Annotated in this window: 22 protein-coding genes; 5 read left to right on the forward strand and 17 right to left on the reverse strand. The window is 59.7% G+C overall.

Features of this window, described 5'->3' with window-relative positions:
* Positions 1 to 61: 61 nt before the first annotated feature.
* Positions 62 to 841, reverse strand: a complete 780-nt coding sequence (locus DW892_RS02850) for a hypothetical protein (protein ID WP_117765524.1) — start codon at positions 839 to 841, stop codon at positions 62 to 64.
* A 397-nt stretch (positions 842 to 1,238) separates the two neighbouring features.
* Here DW892_RS02850 and DW892_RS02855 point away from each other — a divergent pair, with 397 nt between their 5' ends.
* Entirely contained in the window at positions 1,239 to 1,751 is a 513-nt protein-coding gene (locus DW892_RS02855; RefSeq protein WP_117765526.1) for a hypothetical protein, read from the forward strand.
* 48 nt (positions 1,752 to 1,799) lie between these two features.
* Here DW892_RS02855 and DW892_RS02860 read toward each other — a convergent pair whose 3' ends face one another.
* From DW892_RS02860 to DW892_RS02890, 7 genes are all read right to left on the reverse strand, one after another.
* Complete coding sequence (locus DW892_RS02860) at positions 1,800 to 2,927, reverse strand: hypothetical protein (protein ID WP_117765528.1); 1,128 nt, start codon at positions 2,925 to 2,927, stop codon at positions 1,800 to 1,802.
* A gap of 5 nt (positions 2,928 to 2,932) precedes the next feature.
* Positions 2,933 to 3,598: a PilZ domain-containing protein gene (locus DW892_RS02865; protein ID WP_158567011.1), complete on the reverse strand. Its 666-nt coding sequence runs from the start codon at positions 3,596 to 3,598 to the stop codon at positions 2,933 to 2,935.
* A gap of 575 nt (positions 3,599 to 4,173) precedes the next feature.
* Positions 4,174 to 5,022 carry a PTS system mannose/fructose/sorbose family transporter subunit IID gene (locus DW892_RS02870; protein ID WP_187364968.1) on the reverse strand — a complete coding sequence of 283 codons (849 nt, stop codon included), beginning with the start codon at positions 5,020 to 5,022 and terminating at the stop codon, positions 4,174 to 4,176.
* A complete protein-coding gene (locus tag DW892_RS02875; RefSeq protein ID WP_117765532.1) occupies positions 5,022 to 5,795 on the reverse strand; it encodes a PTS sugar transporter subunit IIC in 774 nt (257 codons plus the stop codon). Before DW892_RS02875 ends, DW892_RS02870 begins: the two co-directional genes overlap by 1 nt.
* An 81-nt stretch (positions 5,796 to 5,876) precedes the next feature.
* Complete coding sequence (locus tag DW892_RS02880; protein WP_117640663.1) at positions 5,877 to 6,911, reverse strand: SIS domain-containing protein; 1,035 nt, start codon at positions 6,909 to 6,911, stop codon at positions 5,877 to 5,879.
* Positions 6,912 to 7,118: 207 nt separating this feature from the next.
* Positions 7,119 to 7,538: a PTS sugar transporter subunit IIA gene (locus tag DW892_RS02885; protein WP_117765534.1), complete on the reverse strand. Its 420-nt coding sequence runs from the start codon at positions 7,536 to 7,538 to the stop codon at positions 7,119 to 7,121.
* Positions 7,539 to 7,672: 134 nt separating this feature from the next.
* A complete protein-coding gene (locus tag DW892_RS02890) occupies positions 7,673 to 8,377 on the reverse strand; it encodes a GntR family transcriptional regulator (protein ID WP_117765536.1) in 705 nt (234 codons plus the stop codon).
* A 426-nt stretch (positions 8,378 to 8,803) separates the two neighbouring features.
* Here DW892_RS02890 and DW892_RS02895 point away from each other — a divergent pair, with 426 nt between their 5' ends.
* The 3 genes from DW892_RS02895 (at position 8,804) to DW892_RS02905 (ending at position 13,101) form a co-directional block, all read left to right on the forward strand.
* Positions 8,804 to 11,839 carry an insulinase family protein gene (locus DW892_RS02895; RefSeq protein WP_117765538.1) on the forward strand — a complete coding sequence of 1,012 codons (3,036 nt, stop codon included), beginning with the start codon at positions 8,804 to 8,806 and terminating at the stop codon, positions 11,837 to 11,839.
* Positions 11,840 to 12,033: 194 nt separating this feature from the next.
* Positions 12,034 to 12,363: a type II toxin-antitoxin system HicB family antitoxin gene (locus DW892_RS02900; RefSeq protein ID WP_117765594.1), complete on the forward strand. Its 330-nt coding sequence runs from the start codon at positions 12,034 to 12,036 to the stop codon at positions 12,361 to 12,363.
* A 141-nt stretch (positions 12,364 to 12,504) separates the two neighbouring features.
* Complete coding sequence (locus DW892_RS02905; RefSeq protein WP_117765540.1) at positions 12,505 to 13,101, forward strand: 5-formyltetrahydrofolate cyclo-ligase; 597 nt, start codon at positions 12,505 to 12,507, stop codon at positions 13,099 to 13,101.
* A 24-nt stretch (positions 13,102 to 13,125) separates the two neighbouring features.
* Here DW892_RS02905 and metA read toward each other — a convergent pair whose 3' ends face one another.
* On the reverse strand, positions 13,126 to 14,052 hold the full coding sequence (metA, locus tag DW892_RS02910; RefSeq protein ID WP_117765542.1) for a homoserine O-succinyltransferase: 927 nt from the start codon (positions 14,050 to 14,052) through the stop codon (positions 13,126 to 13,128).
* 211 nt (positions 14,053 to 14,263) lie between these two features.
* On the opposite strand from metA, the gene DW892_RS02915 reads away from it, so the two are divergent.
* A complete protein-coding gene (locus tag DW892_RS02915; protein ID WP_117765544.1) occupies positions 14,264 to 15,241 on the forward strand; it encodes an L-lactate dehydrogenase in 978 nt (325 codons plus the stop codon).
* Positions 15,242 to 15,623: 382 nt separating this feature from the next.
* On the opposite strand, the gene DW892_RS02920 is transcribed toward DW892_RS02915, so the two are convergent.
* The 8 genes from DW892_RS02920 to DW892_RS02960 all read right to left on the reverse strand — a co-directional run bounded on the left by DW892_RS02920 (position 15,624) and on the right by DW892_RS02960 (position 24,842).
* On the reverse strand, positions 15,624 to 16,592 hold the full coding sequence (locus tag DW892_RS02920) for an SIS domain-containing protein (protein ID WP_117583847.1): 969 nt from the start codon (positions 16,590 to 16,592) through the stop codon (positions 15,624 to 15,626).
* Between the two features lie 144 nt (positions 16,593 to 16,736).
* The gene (locus tag DW892_RS02925) at positions 16,737 to 17,492 is read right to left on the reverse strand and encodes a GntR family transcriptional regulator (RefSeq protein ID WP_117583848.1); all 756 of its coding nucleotides are present in this window, start codon (positions 17,490 to 17,492) and stop codon (positions 16,737 to 16,739) included.
* A gap of 2 nt (positions 17,493 to 17,494) precedes the next feature.
* Positions 17,495 to 19,477 carry an ATP-dependent DNA helicase RecQ gene (locus DW892_RS02930; RefSeq protein ID WP_117637427.1) on the reverse strand — a complete coding sequence of 661 codons (1,983 nt, stop codon included), beginning with the start codon at positions 19,475 to 19,477 and terminating at the stop codon, positions 17,495 to 17,497.
* Between the two features lie 373 nt (positions 19,478 to 19,850).
* Positions 19,851 to 20,570: a GntR family transcriptional regulator gene (locus DW892_RS02940; protein ID WP_117637428.1), complete on the reverse strand. Its 720-nt coding sequence runs from the start codon at positions 20,568 to 20,570 to the stop codon at positions 19,851 to 19,853.
* Between the two features lie 104 nt (positions 20,571 to 20,674).
* Positions 20,675 to 21,682, reverse strand: a complete 1,008-nt coding sequence (locus DW892_RS02945) for a YitT family protein (protein ID WP_117637429.1) — start codon at positions 21,680 to 21,682, stop codon at positions 20,675 to 20,677.
* A gap of 354 nt (positions 21,683 to 22,036) precedes the next feature.
* On the reverse strand, positions 22,037 to 22,666 hold the full coding sequence (locus DW892_RS02950; protein WP_158565245.1) for an HAD family phosphatase: 630 nt from the start codon (positions 22,664 to 22,666) through the stop codon (positions 22,037 to 22,039).
* A 159-nt stretch (positions 22,667 to 22,825) separates the two neighbouring features.
* Positions 22,826 to 23,809: an SIS domain-containing protein gene (locus DW892_RS02955; protein WP_233503150.1), complete on the reverse strand. Its 984-nt coding sequence runs from the start codon at positions 23,807 to 23,809 to the stop codon at positions 22,826 to 22,828.
* 199 nt (positions 23,810 to 24,008) lie between these two features.
* The gene (locus DW892_RS02960) at positions 24,009 to 24,842 is read right to left on the reverse strand and encodes a PTS system mannose/fructose/sorbose family transporter subunit IID (protein WP_117765550.1); all 834 of its coding nucleotides are present in this window, start codon (positions 24,840 to 24,842) and stop codon (positions 24,009 to 24,011) included.
* Positions 24,843 to 24,852 lie beyond the last annotated feature (10 nt).

A 24,852-nucleotide genomic window follows, 5' to 3' on the forward strand; every position in this document is an offset into this window, starting at 1 on the left:
AGGAAAAGGGCAGGATCCCGGGCTGGGGACCTGCCCTTCACAAGCTGTATATGGAACTACTTTATTTCTTATTCTGATTATCAGCAGTAAAAGTTACGGTCAGTTTGGAAGAATCGGTCAGCTTCTTGAGGTTGTTCGTATAAACCTTTGCATCGCTGCCCTCGAAGAAGACGTAAATATCGACCTCAGTATCCTTGTCGGCAGTAATAGTGTCAGCAAGAACGCCATTGGCAGCAGTGATGCCATTGGAACCAAGCTTGAACGTACCGTCCTTGTCAAGAACAACCCACCTTTCCCCACACTTCACCAAAAGACGAAGCGCAGAGTTGATGCCAGATGCGGTAGCAAGGTCCGTCGCCTTACCGTCAGCAGATTTCGCCTCGACAGAAGCGACCTTCAAGTTGGAGAGGTTCTGGCCGCGGGAACTGATATTGAAAACATTCTTCTTAGCAAAGCCATTGGTAGCGGCCTCATCGGGCGTACCTGTAGCGCCAACAGTGTTCAATTTTCCGGACAGAGTTCCATCGTCCACAGTACTGCCGTAACCCGTCATAAACTGGCCCTCGGTAGAACCATTCTGCTCACCAAAGGTGGCGGGATACAGTTTGGTTGCTTCCGTATCGCCGGCAACGTCAAATGTGCTGTCCGCTCCCACAGCAGTGGCGTTGTACTTGATCGTCATATACGACGCGTTGGACTGAGCGCTGATGCTGCTCGTCGTCGCCTTGACGGTGTTGTTCGTCACAAACCATGCGAACGTGGCAGAGCCCAACGCCACGGCTGCTACCAGCACCATGGCGATGGCGGCGCCCATCTGCTTCTTTAATGCCTTGGTATCCATGCGGACCCCTTTCTTTCCCCATTCATCCCAGATGACCCTCGAGAAGCCCGGAAGGGGAGCCCGCGCTTTCGTGTTGGATGTTGCTTGCCCATCCTTTAGATATGGAATCGAGAATACCATAATTCTTACGATTTCCTTATGAGTTTTTGGCAACCTACATTCCGACGGATTCATAGGTTTACCTCGGGTTATATGTGGTGCTATGTGAACATCGTTTACCTTATTTGATCACTCTCCAGCGCAGCCATAAGTCCCTCTTAAGCCTTGCGACCGCAGCGCCACGCCAACGCATGCATACGCCCCCCGCCATGCTTCGCCCTAGTCCTTCCCCCTCGCTATACTGGTGTAGAACGTGTCATTTTTGCCTGCTTAACGGGCTATTTGTTGGGAGGGCCCCATGGCTGCCGCCACTCAACCCAAGGGAAGCGTTTCTGCCGGATCGATCAAGCCGGTGACGCGCAAAGCCGTTCGCTGCCAGCGCGAAGTCGCCTGGCTGGTCACGCAGGCGGCCGGCAAGCTCGTCGCCACCACCGACGACGTCAACGCTCCCACGCCTAGCTTTGTGCTGGCGGCGGCGTTGTCGTACACCCACGAGCAGGAGCGGGCCGCACAAAACGGTGGACACACGATTGACTACGAGGCCGTCATGAGCCCCAGCCTTGCGAGCTTTTGTCACGCCGCGGGGCTGCCCACAGCACCCAACGCGCTTTCGGACGTGGGCTACATGTTCACGCTCTCGGGCGCGAACCTCATCCGCGACCTCTACGCCTACTGTAGTGACCTGGGCGAACGCATGGGAGACGCGGTGCAGGTCAAACCAGGTTACGCGATCAAACTAGCGCTGCGGCTGTTCTTGCTGGATGCCGCCACCGGCAACGACTCCACCTCCAAAGACAACACTTGCGCATAGCAAAAGCGCCGGGTCGGAACATCAATCCCGGCCCGGCGCTTGTTCGCCCTACTTGTCCCCATCGCCTGCAGGCGAGTTCTTTTGGTTGCGGCGGTTACTCCATGTCACGTTGTGCTCCTTGTAGTAATCGGGCGCCTCGTTACCGCTCGCGCTAATGGGGTCGTTGCCGGTCAGGGTGTCGGCAATATCCTCCACGAACTTAATGAACAGGCTCGTGTCATCGGTCTCGGACGAATCAAAATCGAAGCCAAACTCCACTGCGCCGCCGATAATCTTGTCCACGCACTCCGGGTCGTCGCCGTCCAGCCAAATGACCACGGTGTACTTGTCCACATCGCCCACGCGGAAGTTAGTGTGGCTAATGGTCGTCACCACGTCCTTGGACGCAAACGGCTCGGTATTGGGCTCGGGGTTGCCGTCGGCCGCGGTCGCCGCGTAGGTGGTGGGCTCGCCATTGCGATACACCCTCACGCGCGCTGCCTTCTCCACGCCCTTGCTGGCGCTGACCACCTTGAGTTTGGCACTGTAGCCCAGATCGGTCTTGCCGGCGTTGCGGATATAGAAGGTATACGCCACGTAGTTTTTGCCGTTGTGGCTACCGTCGATGTCGTCCAGGTTGTCGGGCAGGTCGTCGGTAGCGATATTGGTGCCGTTGTCCACGGCGTCGGCCGCCAGACGCGCGGTGGCATTTTTAAAGTCGCCGTTGTCGGCAATGGCCACGCCGCGGCGGAACAGCTCCAGGCGGTTGAGGTTGATGGTGAAGTTGCCCATGTTTTCCTGCATAAACGACAGGGCGAACAGCACGCCAAAGGCAAGCGCCAGCGCCACGAGGGCCTTTTGCAGCTTGTCCATGCGCAGCAGCGCCGCGCCGATGCGCTCCATACGGCGCTTGGGCATGTACATGGACACGACCGCATCGGGGTCGATGTCGTCGAGGTCCTGGTCGGCCAGCGCCTGCTCCAGCTCCTCGATGCGCACCACGCCGCGCAGGTCGCGCTTGGGTTTGGGCTTGCGGTTGCCGGAGCGTTTGCGTGGGGCGGGGTCGGTGCTGTGGGTGTCCTCGGGCTGGCCCTCGGTCAAATCCTCAGCCATGCCCTCGGCATGATTCTCGGCTACACCCTCGGCCAAATCCTCAGCAGCTTGCTCTTTATTGTTGTTACGCTTGAACAGAGCCATGGCGATCAGAGCTTATATTTGGCGCGAATGTAGCCGACGTATTCTTTGACGAGCTCGCGCTCCATGTCGTCGGCGTAGCGGAACTGCAGGCCGCAGACGTTGCGGTACAGGCTGCCCTTGGGCGCGCGGCGCACCCAGCACACGATGCCCAGCTGCTCGGGTAGCTCGTGGCGCTCGCCTTGCAGACGGATTGTGGGCATTTGCACAGCCAGGGCCTCGCCCACGTCGGGATAATCGTTGAGGTAGACGGCCAGACCGCCGGCCGAGACGTCGATGGTCATGGCGTCCTCGGGCTCGGGGGTCGGCGCGTTGTCGCGCTGGTAGGTCAGGCGCATGGCGACCTTAAAACGCTCGTCGCGGCGCCTGACGAAGGTGCGCTGCTCGGCGACTTTGCGCATTTTCCAGTAGGTGCGGATGCCCTTTTTCTCGACTGCCTCGGGATAGCCGGCGAGCACGAACGTTTCCTCGCCTACTTTGTACTGCAGCAGCAGCTTTTGGTTTTCGTCCATGAGCAGCGGTTTGCCGGCGAGCATGGGCGCGCTCATAAGGAAGTACGCGTCGTCCAGGTTCTCTTTGTACGTGGCAAGCATGTTGAAGTCGGTTTTTTGGCCCATGGGCACATCGAATGCCACCTGAAGCTTGGTCCCCGGCGTTATCTGTTGCTCTGCCATGTTGTCTCCCCCAGTCGCGGGCGCCGATATCATCGTCGTGCGCGATGCACATTGGGCTATTGTAGCTGCTTTGCTGCAGGTTTCGACGTGCAGTGCACGAAATGGCGGGATGAGGCGGGGCGGGCGCTAGTGCAGCTGCTTTGCGCGCGGCATCAATCTGACGGCGATGCATGTCCCCGACAGACCGTCTGCCTGTCTATCTCTCAGCTATCTCTCATAATTATCTCTCGTCTCTCATTTCTCTCTCACATTAGTGATGAGTGAGAGACGAGAGACAAAAATGCCGTTATCGGTTCAATCAAGTCACGTTCGCACAGGTAAACACATGTATACGGGAACTTTGACTCGATCCCCAGCCACCTTGCAGCATTGTTATCTCTCATATTTATCTCTCGTCTTTCTGCTATCTCTCGTATTAGTGACGAATGAGAGATGAGAGATACGTGAGTGATGGACGAGCGTGGATTATTGGACGGTCGGAAAATCCCTCGAACAAAAAACGGGGCCGGCCTTACGCCGAGCCCCGTTTTCAAACGGTCAGTTAGTTATCGAGCGCGCGAGCATAGCAGTCAACATTACGCCGCCGCGAACACTCCCAAGCCCGTTCCGATGATGCAGATTGCAAAGATGCCCAAGATGATCCAAATGGTCTTGACGCCCTTTTTGTACAGGGCGACGCAAGCGAACGTTGCCAGCAAGGGCAGCAGACCGGGGAAGATCGAATCGAACAGATCCTGCAGGACAATCTCCGAACCACCCACGTCAAAGGTCAAAGCCGTGGACAGCGAGACCTGTGCCGCAATCATGGCGCCGATAACGGTCATTCCGAGAACACCGGCAGCATGCGTCATGCGAGACATAAGGTTGCTCTCTTCGGACTGCTGCAAAAACTTGGTTCCCAGGTCGTATCCCAGATGGGTGGCGACGATACGCGTTGCAAAGTTAATCACGGAGTAGATGAGCGCGTACACGATGGGGCCGAGCGGGTTGCCCGTCGAAGCGATGCCGATACCAATGCCGGCGGCAACCACGCGGAACGTTCCCCAGTAGAACGAATCGCCAATGCCGGAAAGCGGTCCCATGAGACCAACCTTCATGGCGTTAATCGAGGACGTGTCGAAGTTCTTATCGGCAGCCGCCTGCTCTTCCATCGAAACCGTTAGGCCGGCTACAAACGGAAGCACATGAGGCGTGATGTTAAAGAACTCGGTATGGCGATCGAGCGCCGCATAGTAATCGTCGTCGTTGGGATAGATCTTTCGCAGGGGCTTCTGAATGGTGTACATGAAGCCCATTGCCATCATCTTGTCGTACGACTGCGAGCACTGGCTCGTAAACTGGCGAAGGAACATGCTCCGATACATATCGGGAGTCATAATCGCGTCCTTCTTGGCCTCTTTGAGGTCGGTGTTCTGGATAGCCATTAGAAGTCCTCCTCTTCATCTGCAGCAACCGTCTGCGGACCGGACGAGCCCTCGCGGAAGGCCAGGAGCAGCGCGACGCAAATGGCAGCTGCGGCGACGCCGATAACGTCCATCTTGAGGTAGATGACCATAATGAATCCCAGGAACAGCCAGGGAAGAAGCTTATTATCGCCCATGGTCCTAATGAGAAGAGCGAAGCCGATGCAGACCATGACGCCGGACGCAACGTTGAGGCCGTCCATCACAAACTGCGGAATCGCGTTGAGTGCATTGTTGATGAGGTCGGCACCAAAGAACAGCGAGCCAAACACCAGCAGTGCAGACGGAATGCCAATCGACAGCGGCACGATGGTCAGATGGTACAGATTCGCCTTGGCAAGATCGCGATTTGCCAGAGCGGTCTCAATCTTCTTGCAGGCAAAGGCACCCGGAACGGCGTAGCAGAAGTTGCGCCACACCTGAAGGAAGACGGAGACGGGAAGGGCAAGCGCGACGGCAGTTGCCGTGCCCGTACCCGTAATGACGGCAAACGCGCAGCCAAGCACACCGGAGGCATAGACCTCGGGAGGAACCGCCGCGCCGACCATGATGGCGCCCATGAACATGGACTCCAAAGCAGCGCCGACGATAACGCCCTGCTGGACATCGCCAAGGATCAAGCCGACAAACAGGCTCGTAAACAGCGGACGACCAAGCATCGTAATGCCAAATAATTGCTCGTCCATGGACGCAATAAATGCGACCAGTGCAACTAGAAGATACTGGACAACCATTTCGATCAACCCCAGAAATAGGTCTGCAGGCGAGGCGTTCTGCGCAGCTCGCCTGCAGACAACCGCAGCAATTTGAGAGGATTAGTAGTTCATCTGGTGATAGTAACGACGCGTGGTGAGCGGGTGGTTACGGACGTGCTCGAGATGGCAGCTCAGACGCTCGGTGATGGTGTAGGTGACCATCGGGGAGACAATCTTGCGGAACTCGGGGTCGCTGAACGGCAGCTCGACCTCGGCGGTGTCAAACTTGTTCACGCGGACGTTGACGCCCTTCTCGTCGGCGAGCATGTGGGTAAAGTTGTCCACGCGGTCCATGAGCTTACGGGTGTCGTCCTCGCCGTAGAGCATAATGAGGCTCGTGCCCTCCTCGCACAGCTCGATGGTGCCGTGGAAGAACTCGGCGGCGTGGATAGACTTGGTCTTGATCCACTGCATCTCCTCGAGGATGCACATGGCGTAGTCGTAGGCCTCGCCCCAGAGCATGCCGGATCCGATCACCATGTGGTAGTCGGTGTCCTTGAAGTCCTCGGCCATGGCGGCGCAGCGCTCGTCCTGGGCGTCCTTGGCCTTGATGAGGTACGGAGCGATGTTGCCGAACTCCTCCATGAAGGTGTCGTACTTGGGGAAGGCGCCGGCGTTCTTGAGGAAGCGGGCGACCAGCGTGATCTGGTAGGTGTAGATGGCCTCGCACAGGACGTCGTCCTCGGCGAAGCTGAAGAACTTGTAATCGGCGTACTCGGTGGCCGGGGTGTTGTCGTTGGAGACATACATCAGCGTGCGGGCGCCCTGCTCCTGGCAGAACTTGGCAGCCTCGATGATCTCGGGGGTGGTGCCGGTACGGGTGGAGAAGACACAGACCGAATCCTTGTTGAAGGTCTTGGGCGGGCACGCGAGGAACTCAGCGGCGATCTCGCAGTGGACGTCGACGTCGGCCGTGGTGGTCTCGACCCAATACTTCATCGGGAGCGTGTGGGCCCAGGTGCCGCCGCAGCCGATGAAGAAGATGTTGGAATAACCCTGCTCGCAGACCTCGTCCACGGCAGCCTCAATCTGAGGACGGAGAGCGAGGGCATCGCTCACAACCTTCTCGTAACGAGGCTCATCGAAATTGAACATCCCTTACTCCTAACTCACTTGGATGAACCCTTCATTCATCCCATGACGTTATAATACTTTATATAACTAACTATGCAAGAACAATTTCAGACTATTTTGATTTATCTTCAATAAAAAGCCCGTCGATCAAATGATCGACGGGCTTAGGCATAGAGCATTGGTTCAATAAATGCCGAGCATCAACGTGTTTCCGGCTAGAAAACGTCACTAGAACTCTTCTTCTTTGGCGCCGGCAAGCATGTCCGCCGCCTCGCAAAGCTGAATAAACGCACGCGATCCCTCGACCGCGGCTTTGGCCTTGCCCGCATCCAGAGAGTCCAGCTGCGTAACCATTTCGACAAGCAACGGAAGATTCATTCCAGCAATCAACGTAAACGATCCGTCGACTTGTCGCTGAATGAATTCGTTGCTTACAGAGCCGCCAAAGATGTCAGTCACGACAAACCAAGAGTCGGCAGGATCCTTCGCCTCCATCCATGCATCAATCAACGCCGCGACGTCCCTTGAGTCGTCATCGACATAGGCGCACAGGCACTCGATTCGGTCGTCGGTACCCATCAGAATCTCCAGAGAGCTTTTCATACCTTGGGCGAGATAACCATGACTCGCTAGCAATATCTTATTCATAGTTCTCCAATATCAATAAGACGTACTATATTGTCATAACAAAGTATATTAGCAATCTCCACCTACGCGGTATGTCACAATTTTCCAAATCCGCGAACGGTAACAATTGGTCGGTAAACCAATCTATCTCTAATTTACAAATAGAACTTCAGTCGCTCGGTGCAGTACACCTGACGGGAGATGAAAAGCGGCTCGCCACTTGGAGCATAACGTCTATCGACAAACAGAAGTAGCGAAGAGTCCAGCTCCACGTTAAGGTATGCCGCCTCAAGCTCGCTCGCATAGCAGACCTCGAGCGTACGCGTGTTTGGACCCATCTTGATCCCCTGGCGATCGAGTACCGCCATCAGCGAATCCTCGAGGGATTCATGCTCCAAAAAAGAAAGCGCAGCGGAATAGCTATTGGTTTCCAGCATCGTGGGCTTGCCATCCACAAGGCGCAGACGACGACTACGCAATACCTTTTGGGTATCGTCTACGCCCAGGAACTTCGCGTCTCGCAGGTTTGGGAAGTCCCAGCCCATTTCGAGAACCCTGGTAGACGCCTGTTTTCCCGCAAGCTGGCACGAATGGGTAAAGCTCTCACGGTCGTCCGCGGCATACATCTGTGTGTCCGACGAAACGAACGTGCCCTTGCCGCGGGCCCTCTCAACAAGCCCAGCATCTTCCATTTCTTTAATTGCGGAGCGAACCGTTATTCGGCTCACGCCAAATTGCTCGACAAGCTCCGTCTCGGTCGGGAGCTTATCTCCCGGGCGGTACGTGCCGTTGGCGATCGAATCAGAAAGCGCACGAACAATCTGTTTGTACAGGGGGATAACGCTATTTGCTTCAACCATATCAACCATACCTTTGCAAGGAATCAACAATTTATAGATATATGACTTATATTGTATTAGAACTTTTAGCACTCCATGCCATTTTCTATATGTTTCGACAGGCAAGGGTTATTTTGTGTAAGCGGTGTAGAGTCCATCCATCTCCGCATACAGCCTCAACCTGATGGCGATAAATGCATCCGATAAGCCGATTGATTTTTATCTTCTGTCTGTCTCTCAGTTATCCCTCGTCATAGAGATGAATGTGAGGCGAGAGATACGTGGTTGACGCATGAGCGTGGATTATTGGACGGATTTTGGGCTTTTGCGGCAGATTCCGTCCGAAAATCCACGCTCATCCGGCAGATTGGTCGAGGGCCCCATATGGGTATACTCTCGAGGATTCGACTCGATTCGCCCCCGCTGGGGCGTCAAAGGAGACTGCATATGCCCACCACCTCAACCGACCCGCGCGCCGCGGCCGCCGCGCTGCTGGTGCCCGGTACCACCTGCCACGGCTTTGCCGTCGAGCGCTGCGAGACCGTGCCCGAGCTCGACTCGGATGCCTACGTGCTGCGCCACACCGCCTCGGGCGCTCGCCTGCTGTACCTGGCATGCGACGATGAGAACAAGGCCTTTGCCATTGGCTTTAAGACGCCGCCGGCCGATTCCACCGGCGTGTTCCATATTCTTGAGCACTCGGTGCTGTGCGGATCGGCCAAATTCCCCGTCAAGGAGCCGTTTGTCGACTTGATCAAGAGCTCCATGCAGACGTTCCTCAACGCCATGACCTACCCCGACAAGACCATCTATCCCGTTGCGACCACCAACGAGCAGGACCTGTACAACCTGATGGACGTGTACCTGGACGCGGTGTTCAACCCGGCCATCTACACCAAGCCCACTATTTTTGAGCAGGAGGGCTGGCACTACGAGCTGGACCTGCCGGAGGGCGCCGAGGGCGAAGGCGACGGCGGCACCGCCAGCCTGCGCAAGGGCACGCTGCGCTATAACGGCGTGGTGTTCAACGAGATGAAGGGCGCGCTGTCCGATCCCATGAGCGTGCTGGACGACGCTGTCAACGCTGCGCTCTATCCCGACACCGCCTATGCGCACGAAAGCGGCGGCGACCCGCGCGCGATTCCCGCGCTCACCTACGAGCAGTTCCTGGACACGCACGCGCGCCACTACAATCCTTCTAACTCCTACATCACGCTCTACGGCGACCTGGACGTGGACCGAGCGTTGGCCTTTTTGGACGAGCGCTATCTGTCGCAGTCGAGTGCCGCGAGCCGCCGCATGGACGCCGCCGTTGCCGCCGGCGAGGACCCGTCCGCGCTGGCGCCCAATCCGCTGGACGTGCAGGCGCCTGTGACCTGCGAGTATAAGCGCGTCGAGATGGCCACTACACCCGAGAACGCCCTGGTGGGCCTGGGCCTGGTGCTGGGCAGCGCGCTCGACCGCAAGCGCACGATCGCAGCGGATATCCTGTTCGAGGCGCTGCTGGGCTCCAACGAAGCGCCGGTTAAGAAGGCCATTCTGGCCGCCGGCCTGGGCGGCAACGTGGTGAGCTACACCGCGGCCGAGAGCCTGCAGCCCTACGAGCTCATCATGCTGCAAAACGCGCAGCCCGGCGTGGCGCGCGAGCTGCGCCGCGTATTCCAGGGCGCCTGCCGCGACCTGTGCGAGCACGGCGTTCCGCGCGAGCGCCTGGAAGCTATCATCAGCAGCAACGAGTACGACCTGCGCCAGCGCGACTACGGCATCGCCGACGGCGTGGCCATTGCGTGCGACGCGCTGAGCACCTGGCTCTACGATGACAACGCCGCGACGCTGGCGCTTAAGTACGGCCCGGTGTACGAGGAGCTGCGTGGCGAGCTGGACGGCAGCTATTTTGAGGACCTGCTGCGCGAGCTGGTGCTGCAAAACGACCACATGGCGCTGGTCGAGCTGGTGCCGGTGGACACTGCCGAGAGCCCGGAGGGCGCCGAAGCTGCTGAGCTGACTGCCAAGCGGGACGCCATGACCGATGCCGAGCTGGCGGACGTGGTCGAGCGCACGGCCGTACTGCGTGCCGCACAGGAGGCCGAGGACACGCCCGAGGACAAGGCCACGCTGCCGCGCCTGCGCGTGTCCGACATTGGCGAGGCGCGCCCCGAGCCGCCGCTGATCGTGGACACCACTGCACCCATCCCCTGCCTGCGCCACGGCATCCCCACCAACCGCTTGGCCTACGCCATGCAGTATTTCGACCTGAGCTGTGTCGCGTTTGAGGACCTACCCTATGTGACACTGCTCTGCCGCCTGCTTAAGCAGCTGCCCACGCGCGAGCATTCGGCCGAGGAACTCGACAACCTGCTCGCCGGCAAGCTGGGCTTTTTGAGCTTTACGACCGAAGTCATGACGCAGCCCGAAGTGGACGGCGTGCGCCCCTACCTGTTGGTGAGCGCCGGCGCCCTGTCCGAGAAGATCGATGCACTGGCGAGTCTGCCGCGCGAGGTATGGTCGAGCACGCTTTTGGCAGACGCCGACGCCGACCGCGTGCGCGACGTGCTCACGCAGATTCGCATTGGGCTTGAGCAGGGCTTTATCAACAACGGCCACTCGGCGGCGCTCGGTCGCGCGATGAGCTACAGCTCGCCTTCGGCCGTGGTGCGCGAGCAGCTCTCGGGCGTGGACTTCTACCTGTTCCTGCGCGATCTGCTCGAGCACTTTGACGAGCGCTTGGACGGCTTACGTGCCAAGCTCGCCGAGCTGGCGGGCCGCATCTTTGTGGCCGATGGCTGCCTGGCGAGCTTTACCGGCAGCGATGATGACTTTAACGCGTACTGGGCCGCCGCGGGCGACCTGAGGCTGGGCGCGGGCGCTGTCGGCCGCGACGCGCTCGTAGTGCCGACGCCGCGCGACCGCCACGAGGCATTTGTCATCCCCAGCGACATCTGCTTTGCCGCGCGTGCGTGCGATCCGCGTCGCTTGGGCATTGACGTGACAGGCGCTTGGGCGGTTGCCGCCAACGCGCTCTCCTACGACTACCTGTGGAACGAGATTCGCGTGAAGGGCGGTGCGTACGGCTGCGGATTCCGCGCAGCCGGCGAGCGCCAGACGGCGTTCTACACCTACCGCGACCCGGCGATCGATCCTTCGATTGAGCGCGTGGAGCGCGCGGGTGCATGGCTTGGCAGCTTTGAGCCCGACGAGGCCGCCTTTGAGGGCTTTATCGTAAGCTGCGTGAGCGGCATGGACGCGCCGGTGAAGCCGTACGCGCTCACCAAGCGCCGCAACACGACCTACCTGGCCGGACTCGATCCCAACGCGCGCGAAAAGCGCCGCGCCCAGATGCTCGCCGCCACGCCCGGTGAACTGCGCTCGCTCGGCGCCGACGTGACACGCATCGCAGCCGAGTCGCCGACCTGCGTCTTTGGCGGCCGAGATGTCATCGCCAAGAGCAACGCCGGTTTCAACGTCATCGACCTGCTCGCCTAACCACCAAAGGTAGATTTTTGGGACATGCCCGAAAATCTACCTTTTTCTTTGGCGCACAGGGGGGCAGGCGCCTTTGCGGTGGTTCGAACATGGGTGTCTGCATCAGATATAATTTGCAACTGTAATATAGTTGCAGCTATGAAGCGGAACGCCTTGGAACATCGTTCGCTTTCTGCAAGATGTCGGAGGTAGTCATGAGTAACGTTTTGGCATACAAGGGTTATTTCGCCCCGGTCGAGTTCGATGCCGAACAGCATGTGCTAACAGGTATGGTCGCCGGCATTAGGGACGCAATCGTATTTGAGGGCTCCACGGCTGACGGAGTTGAGCAATGCTTCCACGACGCCGTCGACGATTACCTTGAGTTTTGCGCCGAGCAGGGCAAGGAACCCGAACGGGCTTTCAAAGGCTCGTTCAACGTAAGAACGGGTTCCGAACTCCACAAGCAGGCAGCGCTGGCAGCGGCAAAGAAGGGTGAGTCACTCAATAAGTTTGTGACCGAAGCAATCGCTGCTGCGCTATAGCGTTAACGCATGGGCCCAAACCACCACAAAGGGGACAGGCGCCTTTGTGGTGGTTTTGGGCTGTCATTATCGCGTTTGCCCAGATAAAACCTGCCAAAATAAACCTGTCCCTTTTTGGCAGGTTTGGGAGAGGAAGCCGGGATGGACAAGGCTGAGTTGCGGCGGGCGGTGATTGCTCGGCGCGATGCTCTTGATTTGGACTTGCGGGCGGCGAAGTCTGCTGATATCTGTGCGCGGCTGGTTGAGCTGCTAGGCCGCTTGGATGCCGCGGCGCCGCACACCGTTGCCGTCTATGCCGCGATGGGTTCCGAAGTCGACCCAGCCGCGTTTGCCGCGGCTGCCGCCAAACGCGGCTGGCGCGTGGCCTATCCGTGCATGCTCTCGGCAACAGACGCCGCAGCTTGTGGCCAGCGCATGTGCATGCGGGCAGTCGCGGCTGGAGACGCGGCCGCGGCCCCGTTTATCGCCCACCCCACGCGTACCTTTGCGGCCACGGACATCGACAGCGTCCGCTTCCCCATTGTGCCTGCCGAGGCTCTCAACATGATCGTCGTGCCGCTCGTAGCCTTCGACCACGCCGGCGCGCGCCTGGGCTACGGCGGCGGCTGCTACGACCGCTACCTGACCATGCTCTCGCCCGCATGCCAAATCGTCGGTATCGCCTTTGACGAGCAGCGTGTCGATCACGTTCCCACCGATGTCCACGACCTGCCGCTACCCCACATCATCAGCGCCTAACGGCTGGCGCACCTCCCGACAGGCCTAGTGCTCTTCGCCGGCGCGGGCCAGGTCGTAGGGTGTGGTCTGGTAGACGTAGTAGTTGAGCCAATTGGTGTAGAACAGCTGAGCCTGGCTGCGCCAGACGTTACGCGGCTCGGCGGTGGGGTCGTCGTTCGGGAAGTAATGCGCCGGCACCTGAGGGTTGAGGCCGCGCTTAACGTCGCGCTCGTACTCCAGACGCAACGTGTCGGTATCGTACTCGGGATGGCCAAAGACAAAGAAGCGACGGCTGTCGGTCGACTTGACAATGTACAGGCCTACCTCGTCGGACACGGCCACGACTTCAAGCTGCGGCTCGGCCTCCACGTCCTCGCGACGCACATCGGTGTTGCGCGAATGCACGGCATAGAAACGGTCATCGAAGCCGCGGACCAGCGGGCTTTGCGGCTTCACCAGATAATGCTCGAACACGCCGCTCGCCTTTGCCGGCAGGTCGTGCTTCTGGATACCGTAGTGATGGTAGAGCCCCGCCTGTGCGCCCCAACAAATATGCAACGTAGAGTGCACGTGCGTGGTGGACCAATCCATGATCTGGCAGAGCTCGGGCCAGTAGTCGACCTCCTCGAACGGCATCTGCTCCACCGGCGCGCCCGTGATGATCAGGCCGTCATAGTGGATGTCGCGGATGTCGTCGAACGTGCGGTAGAACGTCTCCAGGTGGCCGGCACTCACGTGCGTGGCCTCGTGCGTTTTGGTGCGCAGCAGGTCCACCTCCACCTGCAGCGGCGTGTTGGAGAGTTTGCGCATGATCTGCGTCTCGGTGGCGATCTTGGTGGGCATGAGGTTGAGGATGAGCACGCGCAGCGGACGGATGTCCTGGTGCAGCGCGCGGTACTCGGTCATGACAAAGATGTTCTCGCTCTCGAGCTGCGCGGCGGCAGGGAGGGCGTCGGGGATGCGAATGGGCATGGATGCTCCTTACGAGTCAGTTGCAGCTATGGTACAACGAGCGGCCCCATCCGCGCGAGCACATCGCCCGGCGATGTCGCCAGCGGCCCAAATCACTCCAAAAGTAGAGATTAAAGCATGTCCCAAAAATCTACTTCGCTTTAGCCTAGCAAAGTGACGGCAGGAGGCTACAATGGTTCGACGCGAGAAACTCGGCCGAAAGGATACATATATGTACCAGACGCGTAAGATCGGTGTGGTCGGCCAGGGCCACGTAGGAGCACATGTCGCCAACAGCCTGCTCATGCAGGGCATTGCCGATGAGCTGTACCTGTGCGATATCAACGAGACCAAGGTGACATCCGAGGTCCAGGACCTGCGCGACTCCCTTTCGTTTGTCCCGTACAACACCAAGATCGTCAACTGCTACGACCACTACGAGGAGCTGGCCTGCTGCGACGTCATCGTCAACGCTGCCGGCAAGGTCGCGCTGGCCGCCGGCAACCGCGACGGTGAGCTGTTCTTTACCACCGACGCCGCCCGCACCTTTGCCAAGCGCATCGTCGACGCCGGCTTTGACGGCATCTTCGTGAGCATCTCCAACCCCTGCGACGTCGTGTGCACCGAGCTGTGGCACCTGACCGGCTACGATCCCAAGAAGATCATCGGCTCGGGCTGCGGTCTGGACTCCGCCCGCCTGCGCACCGAGATCTCCAAGAAGGTCGGTGTGAGCCCCAAGTCCATCGACGCCTACATGATCGGCGAGCATGGCTTTAGCCAGCTGGCCGCCTTTAAGGCCGCAACCATCGCCGGCAAGAGCCTCAACGAGCTTCAGGCCGAAAACCCCGACAAGTACGCCTTTGACCACATGGAGGTCGAGGAGCTCGCGCGCAAGGGCGGCTATGTGACCTACCAGGGCAAGCAGTGCACCGAGTACGCCGTCGCCAACTCCGCTGCGCGTGTCTGCGCCGCCGTGCTGCACAACGAGCATGCCGTGCTTTCGGCCTCCACGCTCATGACCGGCCAGTATGGCGAGGAGGGCATCTTCACCTCCCTGCCGTGCGTGATCGGCGCCGAGGGCGTCGAGGAGGTCTACACGCTCGACCTTTCCGAGCACGAGCTCGAGGGCTTCCACAAGAGCTGCCAGCACATTCGCGACAACATCGCCCAGCTCGACTGGTGGGATGCCGAGGCCTACGACGCAAAGTAGTTCGCCGGTTGACGCGGCAACTCGCTCATAACGGACGCAATGCAGGGCGGGCCGTGCCGGAAATCCCCGGCACGGCCCGCTTTTTTGGCTCACGCGACACGCTCGCAGATTCAGGTCTAATACTTTTCCCGCAAAGTGAGCGAGCAAAATCGGACCCCCGAAGCATCGACACTTTTCAGCTGCTATTTCCTGCGGTTTCATCGAGATTTTCCTGCGGTTTTGGCGCCAAAAAGTGCGGATGCTTCAGGGGTCCAAAATAGGTCGTTCACTTCTGGGGAAAGTATTTGACTTCGTTATCAGACAGCTGGGACGGGGTGCCGCGACGCAAACGGGACCCTCGTTTGGTGAAGGCCCCGTCGTAAAAGATTGCTTTCCCAGCTACTTAGTACTGCTCGATGCCCATGTAGCGACGAACCTCGGGGCTGTGGTCGAACACCTTGCCGCGAGCGGCGCGCAGCTCGCGGCTCATCGCGTAGAAGAAGATCGGCTCTAGGAACGAACGCACGCTGGCGGGCACCTCACCCACGCCGTACTCGAGCGCATCGAGCACCATGACCGTATCGGTATGCGTGTTGAGGAATGCGAGCGCCCGCTCCTCCATGGGGCGACACTCGCCCGATCCGAGCTGTACAAAGTAGAACACGCCGGGCTCGGTGGCTTCGAACGGGCCGTGGAAGTACTCGCCGGAGTGGATGTAGCAGCAGTGCTGCCACTGCATCTCCATGAGCGAGCAGATGGCCATGGCGTAGGTCTGGCTAAAGTTGGGGCCGGATCCCAGGATGTAGAAGAACTCGTGCTGCTGGCAGAGCTCGGCAAAGCGATCGCCCAGCTCGGCATTAACCTTCTCGCGGGCAGCGGGCAACAGCGCATCCATCTGCTTAAGGCCGGCGTACATATCGGCGAGCGCCTCGTAACCCTCCTGCTGGTGGAGCAGTTCGGCGGCGATCAGAGCGCCGATGCCCTGCGGCACCTCGGCCTGCGACACGCCCTCGCCCCAAGGGTAGACCCAGGTGGTCCACTTGCCGTTATCAATCTTGGAGCCCTCGCAGTCTGTCATGGCCACGACCTCGGCGCCGGCTGCCAGCGCCATCTCGCAACCGTCGACGACCTCCTGCGTATTGCCGCTGTGGCTGCAGGCGATGACGAGTGACTTCGGCCCTAGGCTCTTGGGGGCCATCAGGCAAAACTCGCGCGCTGTGTAGACCGTCGAGGTAAACGTGGTGGCCTCGCGCTTGAGCAGTTCGTTAGCCGGCATGAGGTCGATCATCGAACCGCCGCAGGCGATCCAAAAGACATTCTCGACCTTGCCCTTGCGCTCGATGATTTCCTGAATCAGATCGTGTGCGTTCACGGTGACGCTCCTCCTTGTGTGGCGGCTTTGGACGACGGCAGCTCGTACCTGCAGTCGTTCTATGTTGTTCTATTTATAGCATGCAAGCAGGTGCCCGTGAAGTCATTTCAGCAAATTTGTTCTATGTTGTTCTATCTATGGACGTTAGATGTCGAACACGTAGCGCGAGCCCACGATCTTTTGGCGCCCGAGCAGCAGGGGCCGCCCGTCCGCATCGGTAAAGTACGCCTCCATATAGAAGAGCGGCTCGCCGACCGGCACCTCCAGCAGCGGGGCCGCCTGGGCATCCGCCAGCGCAATCTCCACGGTGCAGGGGTCGGACTTGAGCGGCGCGCGGCCCGAATGCTCGGCAACGAGTGCAAAGATCGAGTTATCGGCAAGGTCCTCGTCGGCAAGCGTCTGCAGGTAGGGATGGTCGGCCAGCACAAAAGAGTTGTTCTCGAGCATGACGGGCACGCCATCTGCCGTGCGCACGCGCTCGACTACGATGAGCTCGCAGCCGGGCTCCACGCCAAAGAACGCCGCGTCCTCGCGCGTCGCCGCGACCACCGTGCGCGACACCAGGCGCGCTCCGGCAACCATGTCGTTGGCAGCGCAACCCTCGGAAAAGCTCTGAACGTCACCCTTCTGGCGAATCTTGCGCTTGAGCTTGGGAGCGCACACAAAAGTGCCCCTCCCCTGTTGGCGGTTGAGATACCCCGCGCGCGACAGCTCCTCGATGGCGCGGCGCACGGTGATGCGCCCCACGCCGTAAGACTTCGCGAGCTCCATCTCGGAAGGAATGCGCGAGCCGGCCGCATACACGCCGCGCGCGATCTCGCCCTTCAGGTCGTCCATGACCTGCTGGTACAGTGGTACGGCGGATACGCCAGCGCGGTCGGTTTTATCGTCGGTTGCCATCGTTACGCTCCATCCCGCGCATGCTCGGACTCAAACTCTTCAATCGCCGCCATAAACTGCTCGCCAAAGGCGTCGGCCTTTTTCTCGCCGATGCCGTTGACCTGGATAAGCTCGTCGCGCGTCTGCGGGCGCAGGCGGCACAGGCCGCGCAGGGCCTTGTCGGAGAAGACCATATACGGCGCCATCTCGAGCTCGGTCGAGATTTCCTTGCGCAGGGCGCGCAGGCGCTCGAACAGCTCGGCATCGTCGCCCACGCGCGGGCGCTGATCCAGCTCGGCCTCCTCGCGCAGCAGATCCACCGCACGGCGGGCGCGGGCCGAGGCCTTGCGCTTGGACGCGCGACGCTTAACGGTAAAGGCGAACGCCTCGTTCTCGACCTCGCCGGCACGCGGGCCCAGCCCCACGACCGGGTACTGCCCCTGCGAGGTGGCCAAATAACCGCGGCCGCACAGCTGGCCGATGATATCCTTGATGCGCCCGACCGATTCGCTCGACAGCTCACCGTAGCCGCGGTCCTCGTCCAGATGCATCTGGCGAATGCGCTCGGTGTTGCCGCCGTGGAGCACATCGGCGACCAGCGATTTGCCAAAGCGCATGGGACGCGTGGCCACATAGCGCACGGCGGCGCGGGCCATATCGGTGACGTCCTCGACCTCGAACTTCGTGAGGCAGTTGCTGCAGTTGCCGCAGCCCTCGGCGTCGTCCGTGGCGGTGCTGCCCGCACCAGCCGCGGCAGCATGCTCGGCCGCGGCCTCGTCGCCAAAGTAGCGCAGCATGTATTCGCGCAGGCAGCCGGTGGTATTGCAGTAGCCCTCCATCTGGCTGAGCAGGCGATATCGATTCTGGAGCGCCCACGCGCGCTGCTCGTCGTCGAGCGCCTCATCGGCAGCATCGCCGCGGTCGATCAAAAAGCGACGCATGCGAAAATCGTTACCGTTCCACAGCAGATGGCAGCTGGCCGGGTCGCCATCGCGGCCGGCTCGACCCGCCTCTTGGTAGTATGCCTCGATGCTCTCGGGCACGTTGTTGTGAATCACGTAGCGCACGTTGGGCTTGTCGATGCCCATGCCAAAGGCGTTGGTGGCAACCATCACCTGGATATCGTCGTCGATAAAGGCACGCTGGCTTTGGCGGCGGGCGTCGTTACCCATGCCGGCATGGTAGCGGCCAACGCGAATGCCGCTGGGTCCCAGCGCCTCGGCAAGCTCGCCTGCCAGCGCATCGACCGTCTTGCGGGTGGAGCAATACACGATGCCGCTCTCGCTCGAATGCGCGATCACGTAGTCGCGCACCCAGGCAGTCTTGGCCTTGTCGCCCATCTCCTCGCAACCAAAGTAGAGGTTCTTGCGATCGAAGCCCGTCACCACCGTCGCGGGGTTTTGCAAGCCGAGCATCTGCTGAATGTCCGCACGCACGCGCTCGGTCGCCGTAGCGGTAAAGGCAGCCACGATGGGGCGCTGCGGCAGCGAATCGATAAACTCGCGAATCTGCAGGTAAGCGGGGCGAAAATCCTGGCCCCATTGGCTCACGCAGTGGGCCTCGTCAATGGCCACGAGCGGCACGCCGATGCCGCCGTCCGCCGCGGCCTCCTGCGCAAAGGCTAAAAAGCGCGGCTCGAGCAGGCGCTCGGGCGCCACGTACATAAGCTGGTAGCGGCCCTCGCGCGCCCGCTTGAGCACGGTGTTTTGCTGGGCCGGAGTAAGGCTGGAGTTGAGATAGCTGGGCCGCGCACCCGCCGCGAGCAATGCGCGGGTCTGATCCTCCATAAGCGACAGCAGCGGACTCACCACAAAGGTGATGCCGGGCAGCATGAGCGCGGGCACCTGGTAGCAAATGGACTTGCCGGCGCCTGTGGGCATAACACCCAGCGCATCGCGACCGGCAAGGATCGCATCGACCATGCGGTCCTGTCCCGGGCGAAACGAGGTGTAGCCAAAATAGGCGCCGAGCGTGTCGAGCGCCATCTGCTGCATGCTATCGGTCATGGTTTCCTAACGTCCAAGTCATCTGCCGCCGATTATACGCCGCCACGCGGACCGGTGCCGCACGGCCACCAGCGATGGGCTACGCAATCCGAAGGGGACGAGCGTGGATTTTTAGACACTTTCCGGATGAGCGTGGATAATCTCCCACTTTGGGCCCGTCACCAAACCAAAAACGGGAGATTATCCACGCTCATTCTGGGGGTAGTCGATGTTTTGGCGCGGACAGCGAAAGCCCGCCAGAGCGAGCAAGGTGCCTTGAAACAAGGCGGCATTGACCTTCTGGTCATGCCGCCAAAGTTGAAAGGCAGATTGCCGTTCTGGCGGGCTTGCAGCGTCGAGCCGTTGCGCGGTTTGGAAAACCGCGCAACTAGGGCTACATAACCATGACGTAGCGGCTGCCCACGTAGTACTGCTTACCCATCAGGACCGGCTCGCCATTGGGGCCGATAAAGCCGGCACGCAGGTTGAGCAGCGGATCGTGCGGAGCAATGCCCAGCTCAGCCGCCTGCTCGGCATTGGCGCGAACGGCCTCGACCGTGCGGTAGCCAACCGAGACAATCGGCGTTCCGCCAACACGCTCGACCTCGGCAAAAATCGACTTGTCCTCAAGATCGGCCGTCAACAGCTCACGGTAGGCGTCAAACGGCACAAAGATGTTCTCCTCAAAGATGGGCTCACCGTCGGCCGTACGCACGCGCTTGATATGCAGCAGCAGCGCATCCTTCTGCAGGCCAAAGAACTCCATCTCGTTTTGGCGCGCCGGAACAATCTGACGATCGATCACATGTGCGCCCGCCTTCATGCCGTTGTCGGCACACAGCGCGGTAAACGTCTGCAGCGTCGAGGCGTGAAACTGGCGATTGATGTGCGGCGTGGAAACAAAGGTGCCGCGGCCCTGCTGCTTAACCAGGTAGCCATCGGAGCACAACTCCTCGACGGCGCGGCGCACCGTAATTCGGCTCACCTCGTACTGCTCGGCTAGCTCGAGCTCGGACGGAATACGCTCCTTGGGTGCATAAACACCTTTCTCGATCGCATCCTTGATTTCGTCGTAAATCTGCTGGTAAAGCGGTGCATTTTTGGGCGCAGGCATATCTAATCACTCTTATCGAAATATTAAAATAACTAATACGTATATAACGTCTTTTTATATGTTACCTCAGTTGGATAAAACGATACACCACATACAGCAAAACCTTACTTGCCGTCGTCCTGTTGCAGACTGTCCTGCTCGCTGAGGCGCGCCTGCCTGCTGGCCATGCGTGCGGGCTTGTCGGGATCGGGAACGGCCGTGGGCATGGGCTCGTCGACATGACCACCCCACCAGCCGCCCACAAAGCTGAGCGTGTGGAACACGTTGATCACGGCACCGGGATCAATGTCGCACACTAGCTTGATAATGTCCTGGCTCTCGTAGGTCGAGACAACGGTGTGCAGCAGGTACATCTTTTCACGGCTGTATCCGCCGATGACCTCGGCGCAGCTAATACCATGCTGAAAATGGTCAACATAGGCGGTCATGACCTCGTCTGCCTTGCGCGTTGTGATCTGCAGCGTCACACGGTCGTAGCGATGATAGAAGCTGTCGATGGTCTTGGTCGAAATAAACTGGAACACTATGGAGTACGCCGCGTTATCCCAGCCAAACATAAAGCCAAAGATCGCCAGGATAAAGCAGTTGAAACCAAAGATGACACCCCAGATGGTCTTACCCGTGTGGTTGGAGACCCACAGCGCGATAAAGTCGGTGCCGCCGGTAGATGCGCCGGACTTAAGCGCGATGGCAGCGCCCAGACCCGAGACCACGCCGCCAAAAATGATTAGCATGATCTTGTCGCCCAAAAACGGCGCGAAGTGAAAGACGTTGAGGAACAGCGACGAGAGCACGACCTGCGTCATCGAGAAGATGACGAAACGCTTGCTAATGCCGCTCCAGCATAGGAGCGCCACGGGGATGTTGAGCGCGAGCATACCGAGCGAGATGTCGATGTGAACGCCACCGAGCGAGGTAACGCGATCGAGCAGGACCGCGACGCCGGTAAGGCCGCTCGGAAGCAGGTCGGCGGGTTGAATGAACGCCTGGATCAGGAATGTCTGGAGAACGGCAGAAATGGTGACCGCCACGGCAGTAATGGCGCGGCGAACGATGGTGAGGCGGCCGAGCACGAGCACGCGGTCCGTGAGCTGATCGATGGCGTTCGCCACGTAGGCTCCTTTCGAAGGCAGATGTAGTTGTGGGGCGTGGCCGCGATTGTAGCATGGAGCATGCGGGGGCGCTTCAATTCACCCTCTCTCGACAACCAAAGCGGGACCAGCAACCCCACGACCAAAGGCCCAAATTACAAGTGAGTAGACTTTACGCGATCTGCAGAGCACACCCAAAACCGCCACCCCTGTGACCTGCGGTTTTACTAGAGCAGATGCGCTTTGTGCTCGTCCTGCACCAAAAAGTCTACTCACTTAGTCCGAATCGAAGCCAAACGGATCCAAATAGATGACAAATTAAGCCAATCCGCAGCAAATGACGCGTGAACCAGTGCTTCTCGCGGTGGATTGACACTACAGAGCGGCCAAAATGTCGCTCAGGTTGTCGATGACGACGTCGGCGGCGGACTGGTCCAGGTTGACGCCCTCATGCGGACGCAGTGCCAGGACGCGGGCGCCGGAGCGCTTGCCGGCCTCGATACCCAAAGGCGAGTCCTCGATAACCAGGCACTCGGCGGGGTCAACTCCCAGCGCCTTCATGGCACGCAGGTAGATCTCGGGGTCGGGCTTAAACGCACTGCACTCGTGACCGCTGATGGTGTAGTCCAGCACGTCGGCGATACCGGCAATCTCAACCAGCTCGTCAATGAGCTCACGATAGGACGAGCTTGCGATGGCGCACTTCACGCCGCGCTCGTGCAGCTCGCGCATCACCGGCTCCGTCTGCTCGTTGAGCAGCTCGGCATACGGAACGGGGTGAACCGGGCTGTAGACCTGCTTGTACTCCACGCGCAGACGCTCGCGCAGCTCAATATCGTCGGGCACCAGCGACTTCCAAATGGCAGGCTCGTTAGACCCCGAAAGATCGGGGATCTCGTCAAAATGGAACCCCTTCTCTTCCATAAACGCCACGCGACGGCGGTTGTAGAACCACTCGGTATCGACCAGCACGCCGTCCATGTCAAACAGCACTGCCTTAATCATACGCATCTCCTCCCACCTGCCGAAAAGGGACAGGTTTATTTTGGTAGGTTTTATCTGGTGTTTTGCGACGCGACAGACACGCCCTCCCCAAAGCAAAAAAGGGGACGGGGCAAAACCCCATCCCCTCTCAATCAACCCGTAAGGTCTACTTACTTGTGATTAGTAGGAAAGCTTCCACATGTAGCGACGCATGGTCAGCGGGTGCTGACGGGCCTCGGCGATCTGGTTGCCGTACTCGCGCATAACGGCGAGGTGCAGCAGCGGGTTGAAGTAGGTGACGACGCTTGCCGGCACGGCGTCGGCCAGACCGTAGTCCTTGGAGTCGATCAGAGCGACCTTGGCGCCCATGCGCTTAAGGAAGGTGAGGGCGCGGGCGTCCATCGGACGGGTGGCACCATCGGACATGAAGAAGACGTAGGGCTTACCCTCGGTGGAAACCTCGAACGGGCCGTGGAAGTACTCGCCGGTGTTGTAGGCGGCGGCGTCGATCCACTGCATCTCGGTGAACAGGAAGGCGGCGTGAGAATAAGCCATCTTCTCGGAGGCACCAGAGGCCATGAAGTAGATCATCTTGTCGTCCTTGAAGTCCTGGGCGAACTGCTTGGCGAGGCCCTTGGCGGACTGAGCGGCGTTCTCGCAGAGCTCGAAGACGTTGGTGAGGCCGGTGATCATGTCCTCGTAGTGGTCATAGCCCTCGGTCTGCTGAAGGATCTCGAGAGCAAGAGCGATGGCGTAGCCAGGCTTCTCGCACTTGGCAGCGTAGTTGGCATGGAAGCCGTGAACGATGACGTGGTCGGCGTCGACGGTCAGAGCGGAGCCGGCCTTGTTGGTGAGGGAGACGACCGGGCAGTTGTGCTTCTTGGCGGTCTTGTTGGCCTCGACGGTCTCGGGCGTGGAGCCACCGAGGGAGCAGGTGATCACGAAGGTGTGCTCGTTGACCCAGGAAGGCGTGTCGTAGTTGAACTCGTTAGCGGTGAAAATCTGAACGTTCAGCTTGTCCGTGTTGTTGGCCAGGAAGTACTTGGCAGGGTAAAGGTCGGACATGGAAGCACCGCAGCCGACGAAGGCGACGCTGTGGATCTCGTGGTTGGACAGGACGTCAGCGACGATCTGCTTAGGGAGGTTAAGGTCGATCTCGTACATCTGACACATTCCTTTCGATTTTTTGCGGCGCCACATTGCCGGGCGCTCGCAGGGTTACCGTGGTTTGGACCGAGTCGCCGGCCCGTTGAGGATGTGTCAAAGGAACTGTCCCTTTGACACATCTAGGGATGGAAGCCTGCCTGGGGTATGGGATGCCAGGCAGGCCCCCGGGGGAAAGCGGTTAGGCGCTTGGTCGCGACTAGGCCAGGATGCCGGCCGCGGAGAGGGCGATGCCGCCCACGATGGCGATCACGAGAAGCCAACCGGTGTTGACGTTCTTCTTGATGAGCCAGTACATAAGGCCAGTGAGGCCAAGGGAGATCATCTGGGGCATCATACCGTCCAGGATGTCCTGGATAACGACGGTGCCCTCAGCGAACTGCAGCGGGGTGGTGGCGCCGATCAGCGTAGCGATCATGCCGCCCACGGACATAAGACCTACGATGCCGCAGACATACATGAGCTTTTCCATGAGGTCGCCGCCCTGAAGCTTGCTCAGGTACTCGTGGCCGCCCTGATAGCCCATCTTGGCTGCGAACCAAGTGATCAGCACAGAGGGGACGATGGAGATGAGCATGGCCAGGATCGGGCCCATGATGGAGCCCTGCTGAGCCAGCTGAACGCCCAGGCCAAAGGCGATAACGCGGATGGTGCCCTGGAAGAGGGAGTCACCGATGCCGGAAAGCGGACCCATGAGGGAGGTCTTGACCGCGTTGATCGAATCGGGATCGAAGTTCTCGGGATCCTTGGCGTACTCCTCCTCCATGGAGGCGGCGAGACCTAGGACAAAAGCGCTCGTCTGCGGGGTGCAGTTGTAGAACGCCATGTGACGGTGGTAAGCCTCTTTCTTAGCAGCGAGCTGCTTGGGGTCGGACTCGTCCGGATAGAGGCGGTCGAGCGTAGGAACCATGCCGTAGAGGAAGCCCATGTTCATCTGACGCTCGTAGTTCCAAGAGGCCTGGATGGCCCAGGAGCGCCAGAAGAACTGGCTGACCTTCTTGTTCAGGGACACGTCCTTGGTTGCGGTTGCCATAGTGTGTTCC

This window comes from Collinsella sp. AM40-7AC, from assembly GCF_003468125.1.
In the GTDB taxonomy this organism is placed as follows: Bacteria; Actinomycetota; Coriobacteriia; order Coriobacteriales; family Coriobacteriaceae; genus Collinsella; species Collinsella aerofaciens_O.

Excerpts from the sequence above, each read along its gene's own strand:
- DW892_RS02925 (WP_117583848.1), bottom strand. The coding sequence starts at position 17,492 with ATGGCAACCGACGATAAAACCGACCGCGCTGGCGTATCCGCCGTACCA.
- DW892_RS02895 (WP_117765538.1), top strand. The coding sequence starts at position 8,804 with ATGCCCACCACCTCAACCGACCCGCGCGCCGCGGCCGCCGCGCTGCTG.
- DW892_RS02930 (WP_117637427.1), bottom strand. The coding sequence starts at position 19,477 with ATGACCGATAGCATGCAGCAGATGGCGCTCGACACGCTCGGCGCCTAT.
- DW892_RS02850 (WP_117765524.1), bottom strand. The coding sequence starts at position 841 with ATGGATACCAAGGCATTAAAGAAGCAGATGGGCGCCGCCATCGCCATG.
- DW892_RS02900 (WP_117765594.1), top strand. The coding sequence starts at position 12,034 with ATGAGTAACGTTTTGGCATACAAGGGTTATTTCGCCCCGGTCGAGTTC.
- DW892_RS02950 (WP_158565245.1), bottom strand. The coding sequence starts at position 22,666 with ATGATTAAGGCAGTGCTGTTTGACATGGACGGCGTGCTGGTCGATACC.
- DW892_RS02960 (WP_117765550.1), bottom strand. The coding sequence starts at position 24,842 with ATGGCAACCGCAACCAAGGACGTGTCCCTGAACAAGAAGGTCAGCCAG.
- metA (WP_117765542.1), bottom strand. The coding sequence starts at position 14,052 with ATGCCCATTCGCATCCCCGACGCCCTCCCTGCCGCCGCGCAGCTCGAG.
- DW892_RS02915 (WP_117765544.1), top strand. The coding sequence starts at position 14,264 with ATGTACCAGACGCGTAAGATCGGTGTGGTCGGCCAGGGCCACGTAGGA.
- DW892_RS02870 (WP_187364968.1), bottom strand. The coding sequence starts at position 5,022 with ATGGCTATCCAGAACACCGACCTCAAAGAGGCCAAGAAGGACGCGATT.
- DW892_RS02880 (WP_117640663.1), bottom strand. The coding sequence starts at position 6,911 with ATGTTCAATTTCGATGAGCCTCGTTACGAGAAGGTTGTGAGCGATGCC.
- DW892_RS02855 (WP_117765526.1), top strand. The coding sequence starts at position 1,239 with ATGGCTGCCGCCACTCAACCCAAGGGAAGCGTTTCTGCCGGATCGATC.
- DW892_RS02860 (WP_117765528.1), bottom strand. The coding sequence starts at position 2,927 with ATGGCTCTGTTCAAGCGTAACAACAATAAAGAGCAAGCTGCTGAGGAT.
- DW892_RS02885 (WP_117765534.1), bottom strand. The coding sequence starts at position 7,538 with ATGAATAAGATATTGCTAGCGAGTCATGGTTATCTCGCCCAAGGTATG.
- DW892_RS02905 (WP_117765540.1), top strand. The coding sequence starts at position 12,505 with ATGGACAAGGCTGAGTTGCGGCGGGCGGTGATTGCTCGGCGCGATGCT.
- DW892_RS02955 (WP_233503150.1), bottom strand. The coding sequence starts at position 23,809 with ATGTACGAGATCGACCTTAACCTCCCTAAGCAGATCGTCGCTGACGTC.
- DW892_RS02865 (WP_158567011.1), bottom strand. The coding sequence starts at position 3,598 with ATGGCAGAGCAACAGATAACGCCGGGGACCAAGCTTCAGGTGGCATTC.
- DW892_RS02940 (WP_117637428.1), bottom strand. The coding sequence starts at position 20,570 with ATGCCTGCGCCCAAAAATGCACCGCTTTACCAGCAGATTTACGACGAA.
- DW892_RS02890 (WP_117765536.1), bottom strand. The coding sequence starts at position 8,377 with ATGGTTGAAGCAAATAGCGTTATCCCCCTGTACAAACAGATTGTTCGT.
- DW892_RS02875 (WP_117765532.1), bottom strand. The coding sequence starts at position 5,795 with ATGGTTGTCCAGTATCTTCTAGTTGCACTGGTCGCATTTATTGCGTCC.